The organism is Aeromonas sp. WP2-W18-CRE-05 (assembly GCF_014168615.1).
GTDB lineage: Bacteria > Pseudomonadota > Gammaproteobacteria > Enterobacterales > Aeromonadaceae > Aeromonas > Aeromonas caviae.
Genome location: NZ_AP021917.1, coordinates 2,802,493 through 2,821,891, shown reverse-complemented (window position 1 = coordinate 2,821,891; position 19,399 = coordinate 2,802,493). Strand labels below are relative to the sequence as shown.

The 19,399-nt window shown below is 62.9% G+C and carries 9 protein-coding genes and 1 pseudogene; 6 read left to right on the top strand and 4 right to left on the bottom strand.

All coding sequences use genetic code 11. From position 1 onward, the window contains the following. Positions 1 to 685: 685 nt before the first annotated feature. From H7R73_RS13175 to H7R73_RS13150, 6 genes and pseudogenes are all read left to right on the top strand, one after another. Entirely contained in the window at positions 686 to 1,321 is a 636-nt protein-coding gene (locus tag H7R73_RS13175) for a YitT family protein (RefSeq protein ID WP_010674548.1), read from the top strand. 265 nt (positions 1,322 to 1,586) lie between these two features. Further along, complete coding sequence (guaB, locus tag H7R73_RS13170) at positions 1,587 to 3,050, top strand: IMP dehydrogenase (RefSeq protein WP_010674549.1); 1,464 nt, start codon at positions 1,587 to 1,589, stop codon at positions 3,048 to 3,050. 84 nt (positions 3,051 to 3,134) lie between these two features. After that, positions 3,135 to 4,724: a glutamine-hydrolyzing GMP synthase gene (gene guaA, locus H7R73_RS13165; RefSeq protein ID WP_042863789.1), complete on the top strand. Its 1,590-nt coding sequence runs from the start codon at positions 3,135 to 3,137 to the stop codon at positions 4,722 to 4,724. Between the two features lie 724 nt (positions 4,725 to 5,448). After that, on the top strand, positions 5,449 to 5,757 hold the full coding sequence (locus tag H7R73_RS13160; protein ID WP_197971157.1) for a DUF1883 domain-containing protein: 309 nt from the start codon (positions 5,449 to 5,451) through the stop codon (positions 5,755 to 5,757). A 43-nt stretch (positions 5,758 to 5,800) separates the two neighbouring features. Beyond that, complete coding sequence (locus H7R73_RS13155; RefSeq protein WP_019706001.1) at positions 5,801 to 6,748, top strand: IS30-like element ISAs2 family transposase; 948 nt, start codon at positions 5,801 to 5,803, stop codon at positions 6,746 to 6,748. A gap of 31 nt (positions 6,749 to 6,779) precedes the next feature. After that, positions 6,780 to 14,528, top strand: a pseudogene (locus H7R73_RS13150) (T1SS-143 repeat domain-containing protein); the annotation flags it as partial. A gap of 316 nt (positions 14,529 to 14,844) precedes the next feature. On the opposite strand, the gene glpC reads toward H7R73_RS13150, so the two are convergent. Genes glpC through glpA form a run of 4 tightly spaced genes read right to left on the bottom strand, consistent with a single transcriptional unit; the run spans position 14,845 to position 19,184 of the window. Then, entirely contained in the window at positions 14,845 to 16,047 is a 1,203-nt protein-coding gene (gene glpC, locus H7R73_RS13145; RefSeq protein WP_010674925.1) for an anaerobic glycerol-3-phosphate dehydrogenase subunit GlpC, read from the bottom strand. A gap of 51 nt (positions 16,048 to 16,098) precedes the next feature. Next, positions 16,099 to 16,236, bottom strand: a complete 138-nt coding sequence (locus H7R73_RS13140; RefSeq protein ID WP_158657322.1) for a hypothetical protein — start codon at positions 16,234 to 16,236, stop codon at positions 16,099 to 16,101. Between the two features lies 1 nt (position 16,237). Continuing rightward, positions 16,238 to 17,515: a glycerol-3-phosphate dehydrogenase subunit GlpB gene (gene glpB, locus H7R73_RS13135; protein WP_103260242.1), complete on the bottom strand. Its 1,278-nt coding sequence runs from the start codon at positions 17,513 to 17,515 to the stop codon at positions 16,238 to 16,240. Next, positions 17,505 to 19,184: an anaerobic glycerol-3-phosphate dehydrogenase subunit A gene (gene glpA, locus H7R73_RS13130; RefSeq protein ID WP_103260241.1), complete on the bottom strand. Its 1,680-nt coding sequence runs from the start codon at positions 19,182 to 19,184 to the stop codon at positions 17,505 to 17,507. Before glpA ends, glpB begins: the two co-directional genes overlap by 11 nt. Positions 19,185 to 19,399 lie beyond the last annotated feature (215 nt).

Genomic DNA, 19,399 nt, shown 5'->3' with positions numbered 1-19,399 from the left:
CGCGACCAGCACGCTCATGGGAAGGGGGCTAGAGGGAAGGGAAGTAGTGCATCCGCCGCCCGAGTCACTTCATGCTCTGCATATTGCAGTGCTCATTGCAGTGCTCATTGCAGTGCTCATGGCAGTGAGCAAAGCGGTGCCCATGTCGCCTCTGCGCCGCGGTGCAAGGCAAACCGTGCCACTCGGTTGCTCCATATTGGTGCGACTGCACTTGATTGGTGCGCAATGTCCACATCCGCCCCTGGAGCCCGCCCCGAAGAAACACGCCGTATCGCCCTCGGGCTTACCCCATGACAGGCATCATCCATGCTGAAAAGCGGCATCGTATCGACATGATCTGCCGAAAAACCGGGCTGTGAAGGGGATACCACGAGGCCTTTCTCGGTGACTCGGGTAAACATGCTGCGCCACTGTGATGGCCGATCACTGAATTGGTGCATTCGACCTGCATATTGCGCATTTGTCGGAATTTAAATCCGATTATTTATGGTATCGCGGACTCTTGTTTTGATTGGCGCTCTTTTTGCTGTGCCTTGTCATCCCCATGATGGCGACATTAGGGGGCGGGGGAGCGCAAGATTGGGGGGGTGAGGACGGCAAGGTGATCGGGTCGCCGCCATCAGCCCCAATGCGGCCTGGTTGTCGGGCAACGGATGCCACCATCACATCGGATATAAGGAGTCATATGGAAGGTGAAATGACCATGCAGCCAGCGGCTGCGGGCAGGGGGCTGGCCCATACCCTCAAGGACGATGTCTACGGCATGGTGCTCGGGGTCATGTTTATCGCCGTGGGGCTCAATCTGCTCAAGTGTTCCGGCATGATCACCGGTGGCATCGCGGGCATCGCCCTGCTGATCGCCCATGTCAGTACCCTGCCCATCGGCGTGCTCTTCTTTCTGGTGAACCTGCCCTTCATGGTGTTCTGCTACGTCACCATGGGGCGCGCCTTCACCCTCAAGACGCTGATCGTCAACGTCGCCCTCTCGGCGGCCACCCAGGCGGTGCCGCTGCTGCTGACGGTGAGCTATGTCCACCCCCTGTTTGCCGCCCTGGTGGGGGGAACCTTCCTCGGCATGGGGGTCTTGTCTCTGGCGCGCCACAATGCCTCCGTGGGGGGCACCGGCGTGGTGACGCTCTGGCTGCAACGGCGCACCGGCATCAATGCGGGAAAGAGCCAGATGGTGCTGGATGTGCTGGTGTTTGCGCTCTCTCTGCTCACCCTGCCGCTTCCCCTGCTGCTCTGGTCAACCCTGAGTGCGCTGGCCATGAACGCCATGCTGATGAACTGGCACAAGCCGGGCCGCTATCAGGGGAACTGAACCCCGGTCTGGCTGACGGCTGTGAGTGGAAAAAAGGCCGTTCCGGGAGACTGGCGGCAGAAAGGGGCTCAACGGCAAAAAAGATCATCTTGTCGGGAAAAACGGCATGGTTACGGCTGAATTTATTGGTTTTTTGCCCTGTTGGTGGCGTTAAATCGGGCTACGCCATAAAAAATTCAAAAAACTTCTTTACCACTGCCCAATGCATGAGTAAAATTTGTCGGCAATATTTTACACCCCCACTCCTCAACGGTGAGATATTGCCATGCTCAGGATTGCCAAAGAAGCGCTGACCTTCGACGATGTACTGTTGGTTCCAGCCCACTCCACTGTTCTCCCCAATACCGCCGACCTGCGTACCAAGCTCACGTCTGCGATCACGCTGAATATCCCGATGATCTCCGCTGCCATGGACACAGTGACCGAAGCCCGTCTGGCTATCGCACTGGCCCAGGAAGGCGGTATCGGCTTCATTCACAAGAACATGTCCATCGAGCAGCAGGCTGCCGAAGTGCGCAAGGTCAAGAAGTACGAGAGCGGCGTGGTCAGCGACCCCGTTACCGTGCGCCCTGACATGACCATCGCCCAAATCAAGGAGCTGAGCCACAAGAACGGTTTCGCCGGTTACCCCGTGGTGACTGACGGCAACCAGCTGGTGGGCATCATCACCGGCCGTGACGTGCGCTTCGTCATCGATCTCTCCCAGACCGTCGAACAGATCATGACCCAGAAAGATCGTCTGGTGACCGTGCGTGAAGGGGCCCCTCGTGAAGAGGTGGTGGCCCTGATGCAAAAACACCGCATCGAGAAGGTGCTGGTGGTCAACGGCGACTTCAAGCTCAAGGGCATGATCACCGTGAAGGACTTCCAGAAAGCCGAGCGCAAGCCCAACGCCTGTAAAGACGAGCGTGGCCGTCTGCGGGTCGGTGCCGCCGTCGGTGCCGGTGCAGGCAACGAAGAGCGCGTCGCCGCCCTGGTGGAAGCCGGTGTGGACGTGCTGCTGATTGACTCCTCCCACGGCCACTCCCAGGGCGTGCTGGATCGCATCAAGGCGACCCGTGAAGCCTATCCTGACCTGCAAATCATCGGCGGCAACGTCGCCACTGCCGCTGGCGCCAAGGCGCTGGTGGAAGCGGGTGTCAACGCCGTCAAGGTCGGTATCGGCCCGGGCTCCATCTGTACTACCCGTATCGTGACCGGCGTGGGCGTGCCCCAGATCACCGCCATCTCCGACGCCGTTGACGCCCTGGAAGGCACCGGCGTGCCGGTGATTGCCGATGGTGGCATCCGCTTCTCCGGCGACGTGGCCAAGGCCATCGCCGCGGGCGCAAGCTGCGTCATGGTGGGCTCCATGTTTGCCGGTACCGAAGAGGCGCCGGGCGAGATCGAGCTCTATCAGGGCCGCTCCTTCAAGTCCTACCGCGGCATGGGCTCTCTGGGTGCCATGTCCAAGGGCTCCAGCGACCGTTACTTCCAGACCGACAACGCCGCCGACAAGCTGGTGCCGGAAGGGATCGAAGGGCGCGTGCCGTACAAGGGCCGCCTCAAAGAGATCATCCACCAGCAGATGGGCGGCCTGCGCTCCTCCATGGGTCTGACCGGCAGCGCGACCATCGACGACATGCGCACCAAGGCCGAGTTCGTGCGCATCTCGGGCGCCGGGATGAAAGAGTCCCACGTTCACGACGTGACCATTACCAAAGAAGCCCCCAACTACCGGATGGGCTGATGAAACGGGGCTCTGCGCCCCGTTTTTCCACCCTTTTTTTATCCCGTGCTTTTTGTGACAACATCAGCCTGATGCAGGAATAAAATGACTAAAGACATTCACGCCCACCGTATCCTTATCCTGGATTTCGGTTCCCAGTACACCCAGCTCATCGCCCGTCGCGTCCGTGAAATCGGCGTCTACTGCGAGCTGTGGGCCTGGGACGTAACCGAAGAGCAGATCCGCGAGTTCAACCCGAGCGGCATCATCCTCTCCGGCGGCCCGGAATCCGTGACCGAGGCGGGCAGCCCGCGCGCCCCCGAGTACGTGTTCAACGCCGGTGTGCCGGTGTTCGGCATCTGCTACGGCATGCAGACCATGTCCGAGCAGCTCGGCGGCAAGGTGCAGTCCTCCAACCTGCGTGAATTCGGCTATGCCCAGGTCGAAGTGCTGGGCCAGTCCGGCAAGACCAGCGCTCTCTTGCGCAACATCGAAGACGCCATTGCCGACAACGGCAATGCCCTGCTGGATGTCTGGATGAGCCACGGCGACAAGGTCACCGAGATCCCCGCCGGCTTCACCACCATCGCCCAGACCGCGACCTGCCCCCATGCCGCCATGGCCGACGAAGCCAAGCGCTTCTACGGCGTGCAGTTCCACCCGGAAGTGACCCACACCCGTCAGGGTGCCCGCATGCTGGAGCACTTCGTCAAGGACATCTGCGGCTGCGAGTGCCTCTGGACCCCGGCCACCATCATCGACGACGCCGTTGCCCGCATCCGCGAGCAGGTGGGTGACGACGAGGTGATCCTGGGCCTCTCCGGCGGCGTGGACTCCTCCGTGGTCGCCATGCTGGTGCACCGCGCCATCGGCGATCGCCTCACCTGCGTCTTCGTTGACAACGGCTTGCTGCGCCTGAACGAAGGCCAGCAGGTGATGGACATGTTCGGCGATCACTTCGGCCTGAACATCATCAAGGTCGACGCCGAAGAGCGCTTCCTCTCCGCTCTCGCGGGGATCGACGAGCCGGAAGCCAAGCGCAAGACCATCGGCCGCGTCTTCGTCGACGTGTTCGACGACGAGTCCAAGAAGCTCAAGAACGCCAAGTGGCTGGCCCAGGGCACCATCTACCCGGACGTCATCGAATCCGCTGCCAGCAAGACCGGCAAGGCCCACGTCATCAAGTCCCACCACAACGTCGGCGGCCTGCCGGAAGAGATGAAGATGGGTCTGGTGGAGCCGCTGCGCGAGCTGTTCAAAGACGAAGTGCGCCGTGTCGGCCTCGAACTCGGCCTGCCCTACGACATGCTCTACCGTCACCCCTTCCCGGGTCCGGGTCTGGGCGTGCGCGTGCTTGGCGAAGTGAAGAAAGAGTACTGCGACCTGCTGCGCAAGGCTGACGCCATCTTCATCGAAGAGCTGCGCAAGGCCGACCTCTACAACCAGGTCAGCCAGGCGTTCGCCGTCTTCCTGCCGGTGCGCTCCGTCGGCGTCATGGGCGATGGCCGCAAGTACGACTGGGTTATTGCGCTGCGTGCCGTCGAGACCATCGACTTCATGACCGCCCACTGGGCTCACCTGCCGTACGACTTCCTCGGCCACGTGTCGAATCGCATCATCAACGAGATCAACGGCATCTCCCGCGTGGTGTACGACGTCTCCGGCAAGCCGCCCGCAACCATCGAATGGGAATAAGGGTTAATCCCTCTCCCTGCGATCACGCAAAACTGTCAAAAAGGCGCCCTTGAGGCGCCTTTTCTTTTTCCAATCGTTTGCGAGAAAATTTTGCTCCTGGCGAAGGGGGTGAGACTCTGTTGCCAACGTTGTCGTGGTGAGTGCCCGAGTCGATCGGAAGAGCATCATCCATCGCGTCCACACAAGGCGGCAGGCTGTGGTTTCTCCGGGCAGGGGAGGGGGAGTAATCCTTGTCCGCCAGGTGCCATGCGGACAATAGAGCCGGATCTCCGCTGCTTGGATGCCCCATCTTGATGCGCGGTGGTGATGCGACCTGCTGATGCGCCCCCAAGATGGGGTAATTTCTTGATCTGGCTTGAGAAACGCCCATCTTCCGCTTTTTCTTGTCGCTCTCGCTCGCTAGGATAGTCGTCTGGGTATGGCCTCTTTGGAGTCGCCGATGAGTCAGGCCAGAGACACCGTGTGGGTCAAAGGTTGCAAACGGAAGACTGCCGGGCGGCAGCTTTGGTGTAATTCGGAAATGGGGCGAGCCCCCCGAACGGCAGTGGGTGCGGCAGTTGATGGAAGCGTATGTTGTCAAATACCAGCGATAACTTGGTAATGTGATAATTTAAAATGAGTTTTTAGGTGATTATGAAGATGAAACGGAATTATACGGAAGGCTCTGATATTGGATTAGTACCGCCTTCCATTTAATCACTCTTATGCCTGAAAGGAGTCAAAATTGAATTTCTTAAAATATGATCTCGGCAATCTCAAGAGAGGTGAAGTGGTTGAGGTTACGTTGTCTAGTGGCGCGAATGTTCGTCTGATGGATAGCTCTAATTTCAACAGCTATAAGAATGGTATGAAACATAGGTTCTATGGTGGGTTAGCGAAGAGATCACCAGCACGAATAGCAGTTCCGAACTCGGGGCATTGGTATGTTGCCATTGATATGCAAGGACTTCGAGGCAGCACAAATGCTTCTGCGGGAATTCAGATAATAAGTGCGACACTCATGGATGAATGGCGAGAGGTGGCCAACTGCTGATTGGTGGTACCCTTCTGCTCGCCAAAGTAAAAGCAGTATCACCATGAGCTATCAGCAGTTGACCGAGGGGCAACGATACCAGTTATCGGTGCTTCGCGCACAGGGGATGTCCATCCTTGCCACCGCACGCGCCATTGGCGTTCATCGCTCCACCCTCTACCGGGAGCTGCGTCGTAACGCCGGGCCGCAGGGCTACCAGCCAGACAATGCGCATCAGCACGCCACCCACCGACGGGCCAGTGCGGCCAAATCTCGGCTATCTGCCGATGTCATCCAGTTTGTCGAGCTGACACTCGCCTGGTGGTGGAGCCCGGAGCAGATAAGCGCGGTGGGCAAGCAGATAGGCCTCATGGTGAGTCACGAGTGGATATACCGCCATGTGGCCGCCGACAAAGCCCGGGGTGGCCAGTTGTACCGCCATCTGCGCCAGGGCCACAAGCGCTACCGCAAGGGGGCGAGCAGCCTGCGTTCTCCCATCAAGGAAGCCCGCTCTATTGATGAACGGCCGGCTATCGTCGATAGCCGGGAGCGGCTCGGTGATTGGGAGGCGGACACGGTGCTGGGCAAGCAAGGCACAGGTGCACTGGTCACCCTGGTGGAGCGCAAGAGCCGGCTCTATCTGGTCAAGCGGGTCGCGAGCAAACAGGCTGGGGTGGTGCGGGATGCGATAATCGAGATGTTAACGCCCTACATCGAGCAGGTGCATACCATCACCTTTGACAACGGCGGCGAGTTTGCCGAACACAAGGCGATAGAGGAAGCGCTGGGTGCCGAGACTTACTTTGCGCACCCTTACTCTTCGTGGGAGCGCGGTCTGAACGAGAACAGCAATGGGCTGTTGAGGCAGTTTATCCCAAAGGGAACAGACCTGAGAGAGGTCACGGACGAGGATGTCAGGAGAGCGGAGCAGTGGCTCAACCTACGACCTCGGAAATGTCTCGGATTCAGGCAGCCTGTCAAGGTATTCGAAGAGTACCGTCAGGCGGCATAGGCGAGTGTCGCACTTCGAAGTTGAATTCGCGGATCACCAGGGCAGCGAATCCCTCGACCTGCCGCTCACCGTCACCCTGACCGACAAGGATGGTGACAGGGTCTCCACCGATTTGCCGCTCACCATCAAGGATGGCCATGCGCCGCACTTCGTGGCGGGCAGCGGGGTGAGCCTGGATGAGCGCGGGTTCGACGGCAGCAATACTCTGACCGGCACCGGCTACTTCCAGGTCAATGCGGGCTCGGATCGGGTGAGCGAGGTGTCGTTTGCCGACATCAGCGAGCAACCGGCCCTGACCGCCCTGGGCCAGAGCGTCAAATACGAGCTGGTCGACGGCGATGCCAGCATCCCGGGCAATCAGGTGCTGAAAGGCTATGTGGAAGTCAATGGCCAGCGCGTCGAGGTGCTTCAGGTCGAACTGGTGGGCAAGCTGGACAACGCCGCCAGCAACGGTTTTGACTACAAGGTGACCCTGTTTGAGGGGGTTCACCAGAGCGGCAACACCGCGACCGACCTGCCGTTCAAGCTCAACATCGTCGACAGCGACAAGGGCAGCGGCAACAACGACAGCACCACGGGTACCCTCAACATCCGCATTTCGGAAGGGGACAAACCGACCCTCAGCCTGACCGGCGTGACGGTGAGTGAAGGGCGCTTCGATGGCGCCGGCAACAACCAGACCGGCGATGACCAGCAGGCCGGCGGCACCCTCACCATCACCGCGGATTCCGATCCCGTGGTGGATGTGCGGCTGACCCTCTCGGGCCAAGTCGTGGATGGGAGTGGCAAGGCCATCACCCACAACGGTGAGACCCTCACCTGGCAAGAGGTGGCGGGCAGCAACGGCCACAGCTTCCAGGCAGTGACTGCGAGCGGCACCCTGGTGCTGACGGTGACCCTGCCCAATGTGCCGGGGCGCATCGAAGCCCACACCCAGGCAACCCTCGATTACCAGGTGACGGTACACACCAACCTGGATCACGGTGCCGACGACAAGCTCAACCTGAGCCTGCCGGTGAAGGTGACTGACAGCGACGGCAGTGTGATCACCGGCAGCACCACGGCGGTGATCACCGATGCGGCGGATCCCGTGATCACAGCCATCGAGGGGGTGACCGTCAAGGAGTCGGACCTCAACGGGGGCAGTGGCCAGCATGGGGGCACCAGCCCGTCAGGCACGGGAGAGGTTGCCATCGGCCAGGTGACGATCGCCGCCGGGAGTGACCGGGTGGTTTCCCTGCAACTGGATGTGGCCCGCTTCAACGCCCTCAATACCCTGACGTCGGGGGGCAAGGCGGTCACCATTGGGGCAGACAGCCAGCCGGGTGTCTACCTTGGCAAGGACAGCGCAGGCAAGCTCATCTTCAAGCTGACCCTGGATGTGTCCGGCCGCTACACCTTCGAGCTGACCGGCAACCTGGATCACAGCGTCCAGGGTAAGGATCTGCTGGATATCCAGCTGCCATTGCAGGCACGGGACAGTGACGGGGATCTGAGCGCCGAAGTGATCGGTCATGTGAGCGTGCAGGACGACGTGCCGGTGGCCGTGGACGCGAGCAAGACCCTGAATGAAGGGGCGAAAGTGACCGGCGATCTGCTGGCCACTGCCAGCGAGGGGGCGGATGATGCGGTGGTGAGAGCGGTGACCATCAATGGTACCGAGCACCCCATCGCCGCCACGGGCAACACCACCATCTCGGTGACAGACGGCACGGGGCAGATCATCGGCACCCTGGTGATCAATGCCGAGGGTGACTACAGCTTCACCGCCAAATCGGGCATCGATCACAGCAATAGCACCCTGGTACAGCAGATAGGCTTCCACCTGGTGGATGGCGACGGAGATACCGACGACGGTCTTCTGACCCTGACCATCCGGGACGAGGCGGGCAAGCTCACCGTGAGCGCAGTCACTGGCCAGGAGGATGCGGGGGCGAGCGATCCGGGCCAGGGGATCCCCATCACCATGAACCTGGATGTGGGGGATTTCGATCGGGGCGAGCATGTGGAGCAGTTGCTTATCCAGGCGCCAGCCAACGCCCAGGGCACCTTCTATTTCAACGGCGTCGCACTGACCACCATCACCCAGGGGGGCAAGACCTGGTATGAGGTGCCGCCCGCGGCCATGGTGGCGGTGGCCAACACCGATGACAAGTTCCAGCTCACCGGTGTCACTTTTGTGCCGAACCACGACTACTCGAGCTACAACAACGGAGGTGCTGCGCTGCGCTTCCCGGTGCAGTTGCAGGTGGGGGTCACCGAGGGGAGCAAGCCCCCGGTGCTGACCGGCAATCTGGACATCACGGTGCAGGGCATTGCCGACAAACCCCTGTGGGATGCGGGCAGCACGCACCAGCACTACACCACGGACGAGGACAGCAGCGGCATCGCCCTCAACGTCAAGGCGGGCCTCACCGATACGGACGGCTCCGAGACCCTGAGCTACCAGATAGAGTGGGCCTCCGGCCAGGGCACGCTGACCCTGAATGGCAAGGTGCTCACCCCGGGGGCGAACGGCCTCTATACGGTGGCCGGTGGCGACATCAACAAGGTGACCGTGGTGCCCGGCAAGGACTACAGCGGTGACATCAAGCTCATTGTGACCCCGGTGAGCACGGAGAAGACCCCGGTGGTGACCGGCAAGGAGACGGCCCTCGGCGATCCGCTGGAGGTGATTGTCAACGTAAACCCGCTGGCGGACGACGCCAAGCTGACGGTGCGCGAGATCCAGGGCAAGGAAGATACCCTGATCGATCTGGGCAGCAAGATTGGGCTCGCCCATCTGGGAGACACCACGGATGGCTCCGAGCAGCTGTTCGTGCGCATCAGCGGCCTGCCCGCCGGTGCCACCCTGCTGCTTGGCGGGGTGGCGGTCACTCTGGATGCCAACGGCTACTACGAGGTGCCCTATGACCGCATCAATGACCTCAAGCTGCTGCCGCCCAAAAACAGCAACGTCGATTTCGATCTCACCATCAAGGGGGTGGTGAAGGACACCGCCATCCTGACCGATGCCAGCGGCCAGACCCACACTGTGGTGAACGAGAAGGAGACCGGCAGCCAGAGCCTGCACGTGGATCTGGTGGGGGTAGTGGATGAACCTCATTTCGATCTCAATACCACCGACTGGACCCAGGATGGCAACGGCTACAGCATCACCATCCAGGAGGATGGCCGGGCACCGCTGGACTTCAAGCTCACCTCGGGGGAGTGGACGGATACCCCGCTCGATCACTCGGAAACCCTCAACCTGGTGCTGGAAGGGCTGCCGGAAGGGGCCAGGGTATTCGACGGCAGTGGCAAGGAGCTGACCCTGACCTTCGCCGGGCTCGATGGCAAGGGCAATCCTCTCTATCAGGTGGATGTGACCAGCCTTGGCAACCTGCAGATCCAGCCGCCCCCCAACAGCACTGCCGATCTGCACCTGGTCGGCCACGTGGTGGTGACCGAGAACGACGGCGATCACAAGAGCTTCGACGTGCCCCTCACCATCAAGGTGGAGCCGGCCATCGACGCCACCGACTATGCCAAGACCAGCCATGGCCTGGAGGATCAGTTCACCGTCCTCGACTGGCAACCTGATCTGACCGATGGCGCCGAGAAGGTGACCCACCTCAGCCTCTCCGGTATCGAACCTGGGTATGAAGTCTGGATCCGCGTGGGTGGGGTCGAGACCCAGCTGACCGTGAGCGGCGGCGCCGTGGAGTTGAGCGACGCCGAGCTGCAAAGCCTGCTCGGCGGTGGCCAGCTGCTGGTGAAAGGGCCCGAAGACAGCGACAGGGACACCACCCTCCAGAGCCATGTCACGGTGACACAAGTGGATGTGGACTCCAGTGCCACTGCCCAGAAGGTGATCGACGGCACCCTGCATGTGGATATCCAGGCGGTGGTGGAGCCCGATGGCAACCTGGTGCAGACCGGTCAGCTGGAGAGCCCGGACGGGCACGACATCCCGCTGGACGGCGTCTTCGTGTTCGAGGATCTGGACCCCAGCAGCGATGAGGTCATCGACTACCTGGTGATCAGCGCTCTGCCCCCCGGCTTCGTGGTGGTGGGCGGCATCAACGATGGCAAGGGCAACTGGACGGTGCCCCACGACGCCCTCGGCAGTTATACCTTGCGCTCGCCGGATGGCTTCACCGGCACCGTCACCTTCAAGGTGAGCGCCAGGGTGGTCGACCTTGGTGACAACAACGAGGGGGATGTGAGCGCCCCGGCCTATCGGGAGATCACCGCCAGCGCCGACTTCCATGGCGCGACCCACTCGGGTCAGGTGGCCGCCGATGTCGATTTTGACAACAGTACCCCCATCACCGGGGTGGAGGATCACGGCGTCAACTTCGGCAGCCAGCTCAAGCAGATGGTGACCCTGGGCACGGCGGACATCGGGGATGACGAGCTCAGCATCGTCATCACAGGTCTCCCCCCGGGCGTCAACGTACAGGGGCTCACCTATGACTTCGTCAACGGCGAGTACCTCATCAAGTTGCCGGGCGGCCTCGATGATCTCGACCGCCTGACCCTGACCCTGCCGCAAGACTATGCCGGTGACGGCCTGCACTTCAATGTGCGCCTGGTCAACACCGACACCGTGAGCGGTGACACCAAGATGGTGGAGAAGGACGTCACCCTCTCCATCACCCCGGAGGTGGACATCAACGGCGGGGCGGACGGCCTGCCGGAGCTGCAACTGAACGTGAAGGACGTAAACGGCGACGGCCAGCCTGACAACCTGGAAGACACCGACATTCATCTCGATCTCTCGGTCAAGCTCGCCGACATCAGCCCCTCGGTGGCCGATGGCGGTCTCGAGACCGTGGAGCAGGTGGTCGTGACCGTGGATCCCCAATATGGTCACTTCCTCGACAAGAACGGCCAGCCGGTCTCCACCCTCACGGTGAACAACCCGGCGGATCTCAAGGATCTGGTGTTCGTGCCCAAAGAACACTTCAGCGGCAAGGTGCCGCTGGCGGTGACGGTGGATATTCTCGATACCGCCACCACGGGCACGGATCGGGGGAGCTGGAGCGGCAACGTGAGCTTCGAGGTGCTGCCGGTGAACGATCCGGCCAACCTCACGGTCCAGAACGTCACGGGCCTGGAAGATGGCAGCGTGAGCCTGGGGGGGCTGGGGGCCAGCCTCATCGACAACGATGGCTCCGAGCAGATCGTCGGGCTGCAGATCAAGGGGGTACCGGATGGCTTCACCCTGTCCGCCCCGGCGGTCAACAACGGCGGCGGGGTGTGGCAGGTGCCTGTGGGCACCGACTTCTCCAAGCTGACCCTGATCCCGCCTGCGGACTTCAGCGGCACCGTGGATCTGACCCTGAGCGCCTTCACCCTGGACAAGGGGCTGACCCTGCCCCTTGAAACCAGTGCGGGCTTCACCGTCACCGTCAATCCGGTGGGGGATGCGGTCATCACCGACATGCAGGAGCAGGCGAGCGGCACCGAAGGGGATGTGATCACCCTGAACCTGGGGGTGGAGACCCGGGATACCCAGGCCACCGGCGGCAATGCCGGCAATGTGCACGAGAACGGGCCCGAGCAGGTGCGGGTCACCCTGGAAGGGGTGCCGGACGGGGCAGAAATCCGCCTGCCGAGCGGGGTGAGCGGCACCGTAGTGGATCTCGGCGGTGGCCGCTGGCAGGTCACCACGGATGGGGGCAAGCTCGACGCGGTGGAGCTCGTGACCCATGACGCCAACGGCGCCATGGCGATCAAGGTGACGGCCCAGAGCCTGGACAACGGCGCCCTCGGCCCCGAAGTGAACGGCACCATCCATCTCGATGTGAGCCCGGTCAACGACGCCCCCGTCAACGTGCTGCCCGATGATCCCCAGGTGGCACAGGAGGACGAGCCGTTCGTCATCCAGGGTCTGCAGGTCAAGGACGTGGATGCGGGCAACGGCATCATGGAAGTGCGCCTCTCGGTGGAGCACGGCACCCTGACCCTGACGGCCGGGAGCGGTGTGACCCTGACCGGCAATGGCACCGGCGATGTGGTGCTGACCGGCACTCTGGCGGATCTCAATGCCCTGCTCTCGGGCGGCGTCACCTATCAGGGCGACCCGGACTTCCATGGCAATGACGCCTTGACCATGGTGACGGACGATCGGGGCAATACCGGCAGCGGTGGCGCCCTGAGTGACACCGATGTGCTGCCCATCCTGGTACAACCGGTCAACGATGCTCCCGTCAACCAGCTGCCGACGACGCCCCAGGTGGCGCAGGAAGATCAGCCCTTCACCATTCACGGGCTGCAGGTGAGCGATGTGGATGCGGGCAACAGCCCCCTCTCTGTCACCCTCTCCGTGCCGCACGGTACCCTGGAACTGGCGGCGGGCAGTGGCGTGACGGTGAGCGGCAGCGGCAGCAACACCCTGGTGCTGAGCGGTTCCCAGGATGCCATCAATGCCTTGCTCGCAGGGGGCGTGGCCTATCAGGGCGAGCAGGACTTCAATGGCCAGGATGCCCTGACCATGGTGACCAATGATCTTGGCAACACCGGCAGCGGTGGCCCCCTGAGCGACACCGATGTGCTGCCCATCGAGGTCGAGCCGGTCAATGATGCCCCTGTCACCCAGGTGCCGGGCTCATTGCAGGTGAAAGAGGATGGCTCCCTGTCGCTCACCGGGATCAGCGTGAAGGATGTGGATGCGGGCAGTGCGCCCATCTCCATGGTGCTGCGGGTGGAGCACGGTGTGCTGACCCTGCTGGGGGCGGCAGGCGCCGTCTCGGTGCAGGGGGCGGGTACCAGCGTGGTGACCCTGGTCGGGTCGCTCGATGATCTCAACGGCCTGCTGGCAGGCAACCTGCACTACGAGCCGGCCAGGGACTTCTGGGGTCAGGACAACCTGAGCATCACCACCTCGGATGAGGGCAACACCGGCGCCGGTGGTGTCCTGACCGACAGCGCCCAGATTGCCATCCAGGTGACGGCCGAGCCGGACGATCCCCAACTGGGGGTCGGCACCCACGATATCCTTGCGCTGCAAGGGGCCTGGGTGCCGCTCAACCTGAGCGCCAGCGTGGTCAATCCGGCCCCGGGTGAGCTGTCGGTGCGGATCCAGAACCTCGGCAGCGCCCAGGTGGTGGACGAGCACGGCCAGAGCGTCGGCCACGCGGATGGCAACGACTGGTTGCTGCCGATGGACCAGTCCGTGCCCATCTACCTCAAGGATCTGCCGGCGGGGGATCATGCCCTCACCCTGACTGCCGAATCCAGCCTGGGTGGCGGCACCCTGAGCTCGGCCACGGAGACCATCACCATCCACAGCCAGAGCGGCCACGATCTGCTGGGCTCGGATCAGGGGGACTGGCTGTTTGGCTCCTCCGGCAATGATCGCCTCCTGGGCGGCATGGGAGATGATGTGCTGCGGGGCGGTCAGGGCAACGACATCCTGACCGGTGGCGCCGGCAGCGATCTCTTCGTGTGGGGCAGTGGTGACGAGGGGACGACGGCCTCTCCGGCGATAGACACCATCACCGACTTCCGTCCCCAGGAGGGGGACAGGATCGATCTGGCGGACCTGCTCAAGGGGGTGACCGACAACAGCGTGGATGGCCTGCTGGGTCATCTCCAGGCATCGGTGACCAGCACTGGCAACGGCTTGAGTGACGTGAGCCTGTCGGTCTCCCCGGCGGGGGATGGCAATGTCACCCAGCAGATCACCCTGAAGGATGTGGATCTGAGTGGCTGGAACCTGAGCGGCTCCTCCTCTCACGACATCCTGCAATCCATGCTGGATCAGCACAGCCTGATCATCCAGCACCCCTGATGGGGTGAGATGATACAAAGAGCCGGCGAATGCCGGCTCTTTTTTTGGCTGAATATGCTGGCTTGATGTTTCCTGGTGGTGGTAATGGGAGATGGATTTTAACGGGGTGGGTGTTGTTGCTGCTTTTCACTGTGTGGGTGGTTCAAACAACCAAAGGAATTCGCCGCCCGGACCTCCCATCGGGCTGCCCGGGCGGCGTCAGGGCCTTGCCGCGCCGATCCCGGTCAATGCCGGCCAGAGGGGGCGCTGACATTGACCGGGGCGTGTCTCTTCCAAGCCGGTGCCCGTGATGATGGGCGGACCGGGGGGATGGCGGTCAGGCCAGCGCCCGTGCCAGCAGGTGCACCGGGTGTTCGCAGCGAAACGCCGTGCTCATCTCGATCTGCCACTTGCAGGTCTCGCAGTCGGTGATGACCAGATCGGGTTTGAGCCGGTTTATCTGATCGAACAGCCCCTGGCCGATGGCCTGGCTGGTGTCGTAGTTCTCCGACTTGAAACCGTAGGTGCCGGCGATGCCGCAGCACTGGGAGTCCAGCACCGTCACCTTGACCCCGGGGATGGCCCGCAGCAGTTCGAGGGTGTAGATGACGCCCCCCATCTTCTCCAGGTGGCAGGGGGTGTGGTAGGCGATGTGCAGATTGAGGGGCTTCATGGCCGGTTTGTTGCCCCGATCGAACTCGTTCCACAGGAAGCGGGTCACCAGGGAGATGCGATCGCGCACCTTGTGGTTGTCCTGCTCCAGCAGGTGGGGATATTCGTCCCGCAGGGTGAAGCCGCAGGTGGAAGAGGTGGCCAAGAGCGGCATCTCGTTGCCGAGCAGGGTGTTCTCCAGCTGCTGGATATTGAAGGCCGCCTGCTGCCTGGCCTTGTCCATGAAGCCGTTGGCAATCAGCGGCACGCCGCAGCACTTCTCCCGCGCAAGCAGCTGGACACCGATGTTCATGGCGTTGAGCACCTGCACCAGCTCCTTGCCGAGCTGAGGGTGGTTGTAGTTCACATAACAGCCGTGGAAGTAGGCGATCTGGCGCGCAAAGCGGGCCTGAGTCGTTTTCTGCTTCTTGTACCAGCCGCGGAAGGTGCCCTGGGAGTATTTGGGCAGGTCCCGGTGGGAGGAGACCCCCAGCGCCTTGTCCAGCACCTGCTTCATCGGCTTGAGGCCGGTGGTGAAGTTGACCACCGGGGCCATCAGGGTGGACATGCTGCCCATGAGATCCGTGTGGGAGAGCACGAACTCGCGGATCCCCGGTTTGAAGCCGCTGTACTGGTGCTTGGCCTTGGCGATGATGTCGCCGATGCGCACCCCGCTCGGGCAAGCCACTTCGCAGCGCTTGCAGTTGGTGCAGTACTTGAGGGCGCTGTCAAAGAGCTCCGGGCTCTTGATGCGCAGCCGCTCCCCATCCGGGCCCGCCTGCTTGGGGCCGGGGTAGGCCGGGTTGGCCTTGGCCACCGGGCAGTAGGCGGTACAGACGGTGCATTTGATGCACTGATCGAAAGTCTGGTTGGCATGATCCAGTAGCATGTCAGTTCTCCTCCCGTTGGGTGTGAAGGCACGGGATATGGGGCGAAATCATCATTGGGCTGAACTCAAAATGTGACCGGCGGCCTGCCAGCCGGTGGCGACCGCGACACCTGAGCCAGAGCCCTCCTTGGATTGGGCATCGTCGTGGGCCAGCACGCCGTGTCGTTGGAGTGGGAATATGTGATTCATCTCAGCCCTCCGCCAGAATATGGCCAGCGGCTTGCCAGCCGGTGGCAACGGCCACGCCGGAGCCGGAACCTTCTTTAATGGGGTCATAGTGCGCGAGCACGCTGCCGGCGCCGTAGAGGTTGGTGAGGGGTCTGCCGCCGCGCAGCACCCGCAGCCGCTCGTCGGTCTTGACCCCGAAGCCCATGAAGGGGTGGTGGTCGAACAGGCGGCGACCGGCCCAGGCGTCGCGCTCGGCAAGGCTCAGTACGTCGGCATCGAAGATGGGTTCACGAATGCCCCCGAGGCGCGACTCCAGCCCGCGGCTGAAGAAGCTGCCGGAGGCGAGCACGAAGTGGTCCGCCTCGAACAGCTGATCCTCCCCGTGCTGGCTGTGCACCCCGATCACCTTGTCGCCGTCATAGCGAGCGCCCAGCACCCGCTCGCTGGTGAGGAAGGTGCCGCCAAGGGCCATGAAGCGGCGCTTGAGGGCCTCCTGCATCCGCATGCCGATGAGGGACGGCGGCATGGTAGCCACCTCCTTGATGGTGCAGCCGGTGCGCCGTTCCAGCTCGCTCAGACGCGGGCCGACCAGCCCCAGCGACAGGCAGGCGGGCAGCACGATATGGCGACAGCCGGGCACGCCGCATCCCTGCACCATGCGGCTGATCTCGCGGGCCAGATCCGCCAGCAGGTCCTGCTGGCCAGGCCCCTGCTTGTCGAACAGGCGGGCGATGTCGGCGGAGCGAAACTCGTGGGGATTGCGGCTGAACTGGGCGAGCTGGGGCAGGCGAATTTCCCCGGTCAGGATGCGGCTGTGGGCAAAGCGGGCGTGGGTCGCGAGATTCGCCGCCGCGAGCGCCGGGTGAAAATCGCGAAACCCTTCCAGGGTGGCGAGCAGGATAGCGTCGGGAGCGGGGGCATCAGTCACGCAGGCACAAGTGTCGGGGGAGAGCCAGGTGGATTTCAGGGTGCCGATGGGGGTCAGGCGATGGTGGTTGTGCTCCTGGCGCATCAGGGGCAGCCCCTCTTCTGCGCAGTGGCGTTGCAGGTCGGCCAGACTCCCCTCGATATTCTGCATCCCCACCTTGCTGTAAGGGTGATCCGGATGGGCCGCCATGAAGGCGGGCAGGGCGGCGCGGGGATCCCCCTCGCTCTCCAGCAGATCCACCGAGCCGGAGGAGAAGTGCAGGGCGCTTTGGCCGGAAGCCATCAGCAGGGTCTTCTGGCCCGCCTCGGCGAGGCGTAGGGCTGCGGAGAGGCCCGCCATGCCGCCGCCGATCACGATGCTGTCAAATTTCATGGCTGCGCTCCTTGGTGGAATTGGCGGTGCTGGCATCGAGCGGGAAGGGGGGCTCGCTCACCAGGTGGGGGGCCGTCCACTCGCCAAGGCCGAACAGCCCCTCGTAGATCCAGTAGGTAAATTCCGCTTCCCGCAGGGCATCGCCCCAGAGCACGGGCCGGGTGCCCTTGTAGCGCTCCTCCAGGAACTGGCGCAGCATGACGCATGCCTGACGACCGTCCGCCTTGCCGTACTCTTGCATCAGGCCGGCGGCGCGATAGGCGCACAGCTCCCCCTGACAGGGGCCCATACCCAGGCGGGTGCGGCGGCGCAAGTCCACCAGGTTGTCCACGTCGAGCTCCCGCAGGGCGTATTCAATCTCGCCCGCGGTCACCATCTCGCACTCGCAGATGAGGGCGTTGGCCTTGGGGTTGTCGCGGAAAAAGGCGATGACCCGCTCGCCGTGGCGGTACTGGGCCGAGCCTTCGGCGGGTACCGAGAGGCCGGGGGCGGAGACCTTCTCCGGATCCCGCGAGCCGGGCAGGCTCAGCTCGGCGGTGCGGCAGGGCTTGCTGTTGCCAAGCTTTTTGGCCAGCAGATCGGTGGCCCATTCGGCCATCAGCCGGTAGGTCATCAGTTTGCCGCCTGTGATGGTGTTGAACCCCTTGAGGCCATCGCGCTCGGCGTGATCCAGCAGCACGATGCCGCGGCTGATGTTGCGGCCGGACTCGTCGCCATCCACCGCCACCAGGGGGCGCACGCCGGCGTAGGCCCGCAGAAGACGGGTGCGGGCCATGATGGGTGCGAGCTTGATCCCCTCGCGCAGCAGCACCTCCACCTCCTCGGGCTCGACGGTGAGCTGGTCAATCTTGTGGTAATCGATGCGACTCGACGTGGTGCCGATGAGAGAGATGGTATCGCCCGGCACCAGAATGTCCGCGTCCGCCGGTTTGCGGCAGCGGTTGAGCACCAGCTGGTTGAGGCGGTAATCCATGATGAGCAGGGAACCCTTGGCGGGGAACATGCGGATGCCGAGGTCGGCATACTCGCAGATCTGCTGGCCCCAGATGCCGGCGGCGTTGATCACCTCCTGGCACTCCACCTCGAACGCTTCGCCGGTGCGGGTGTTGATGGCCTTGACCCCGTGCACCCTATCCTGGGTGCGCAGAAGCCCCAGCACCTTGCTGTGGGTGAAGATGCGGGCGCCGTGCTCTTTCGCGTCCAGCACGTTGGCAGCGGCCAGGCGGAAGGGGTCGACCGTGCCGTCCGGCACCTGGATGGCACCGATCAGCGCCGGGTTGACGTTGGGTTCGAGGCGCAGCGCCTCGGCGGGATCCAGCTGGCGGGCGTCGATGCCTGCCAGGGCGCAGGCGTCCATGAAGGTATTTTGAAAATGGATGTCATCTTCCGGCAGGGTGATGAAGAGGCCGCCGGTGTCCTCGACGCAGTGGCTGGCGATCCGCTTGAGGATGCGGTTCTCCTGAATGCATTCGCGGGCGGACTCCTGATCCGTCACCGCGTAGCGGGCGCCGGAGTGGAGCAGGCCATGGTTGCGGCCCGTGGTGCCGGCGGCGATGTCGTCCCGCTCAAGTAGGATGCAGTCGATGCCGCGCAGCGCGCAATCGCGCATGATGCCGGCGCCGGTGGCGCCCCCCCCTATGATGACGACTTGTGTGGTGATTCTTTTCATTCTTGCCCGTCTCATCTCTTCCAGATGAGGCCAGTGTGGCGCCTTCACGACGTAAAATGTTTGATATGGGCCAAATTAATGTTCGTAAACGCTCATTAAATGTGGGGCGATGAGCGAAATGTGATGAACCTCACGTCACCGTCGAGGCGGGCAGGGGGAAGCATGGCGGGGAAAAGAAGGCCAGCCCGGGGGCTGGCCAGAGGGCGGCGTAGGGG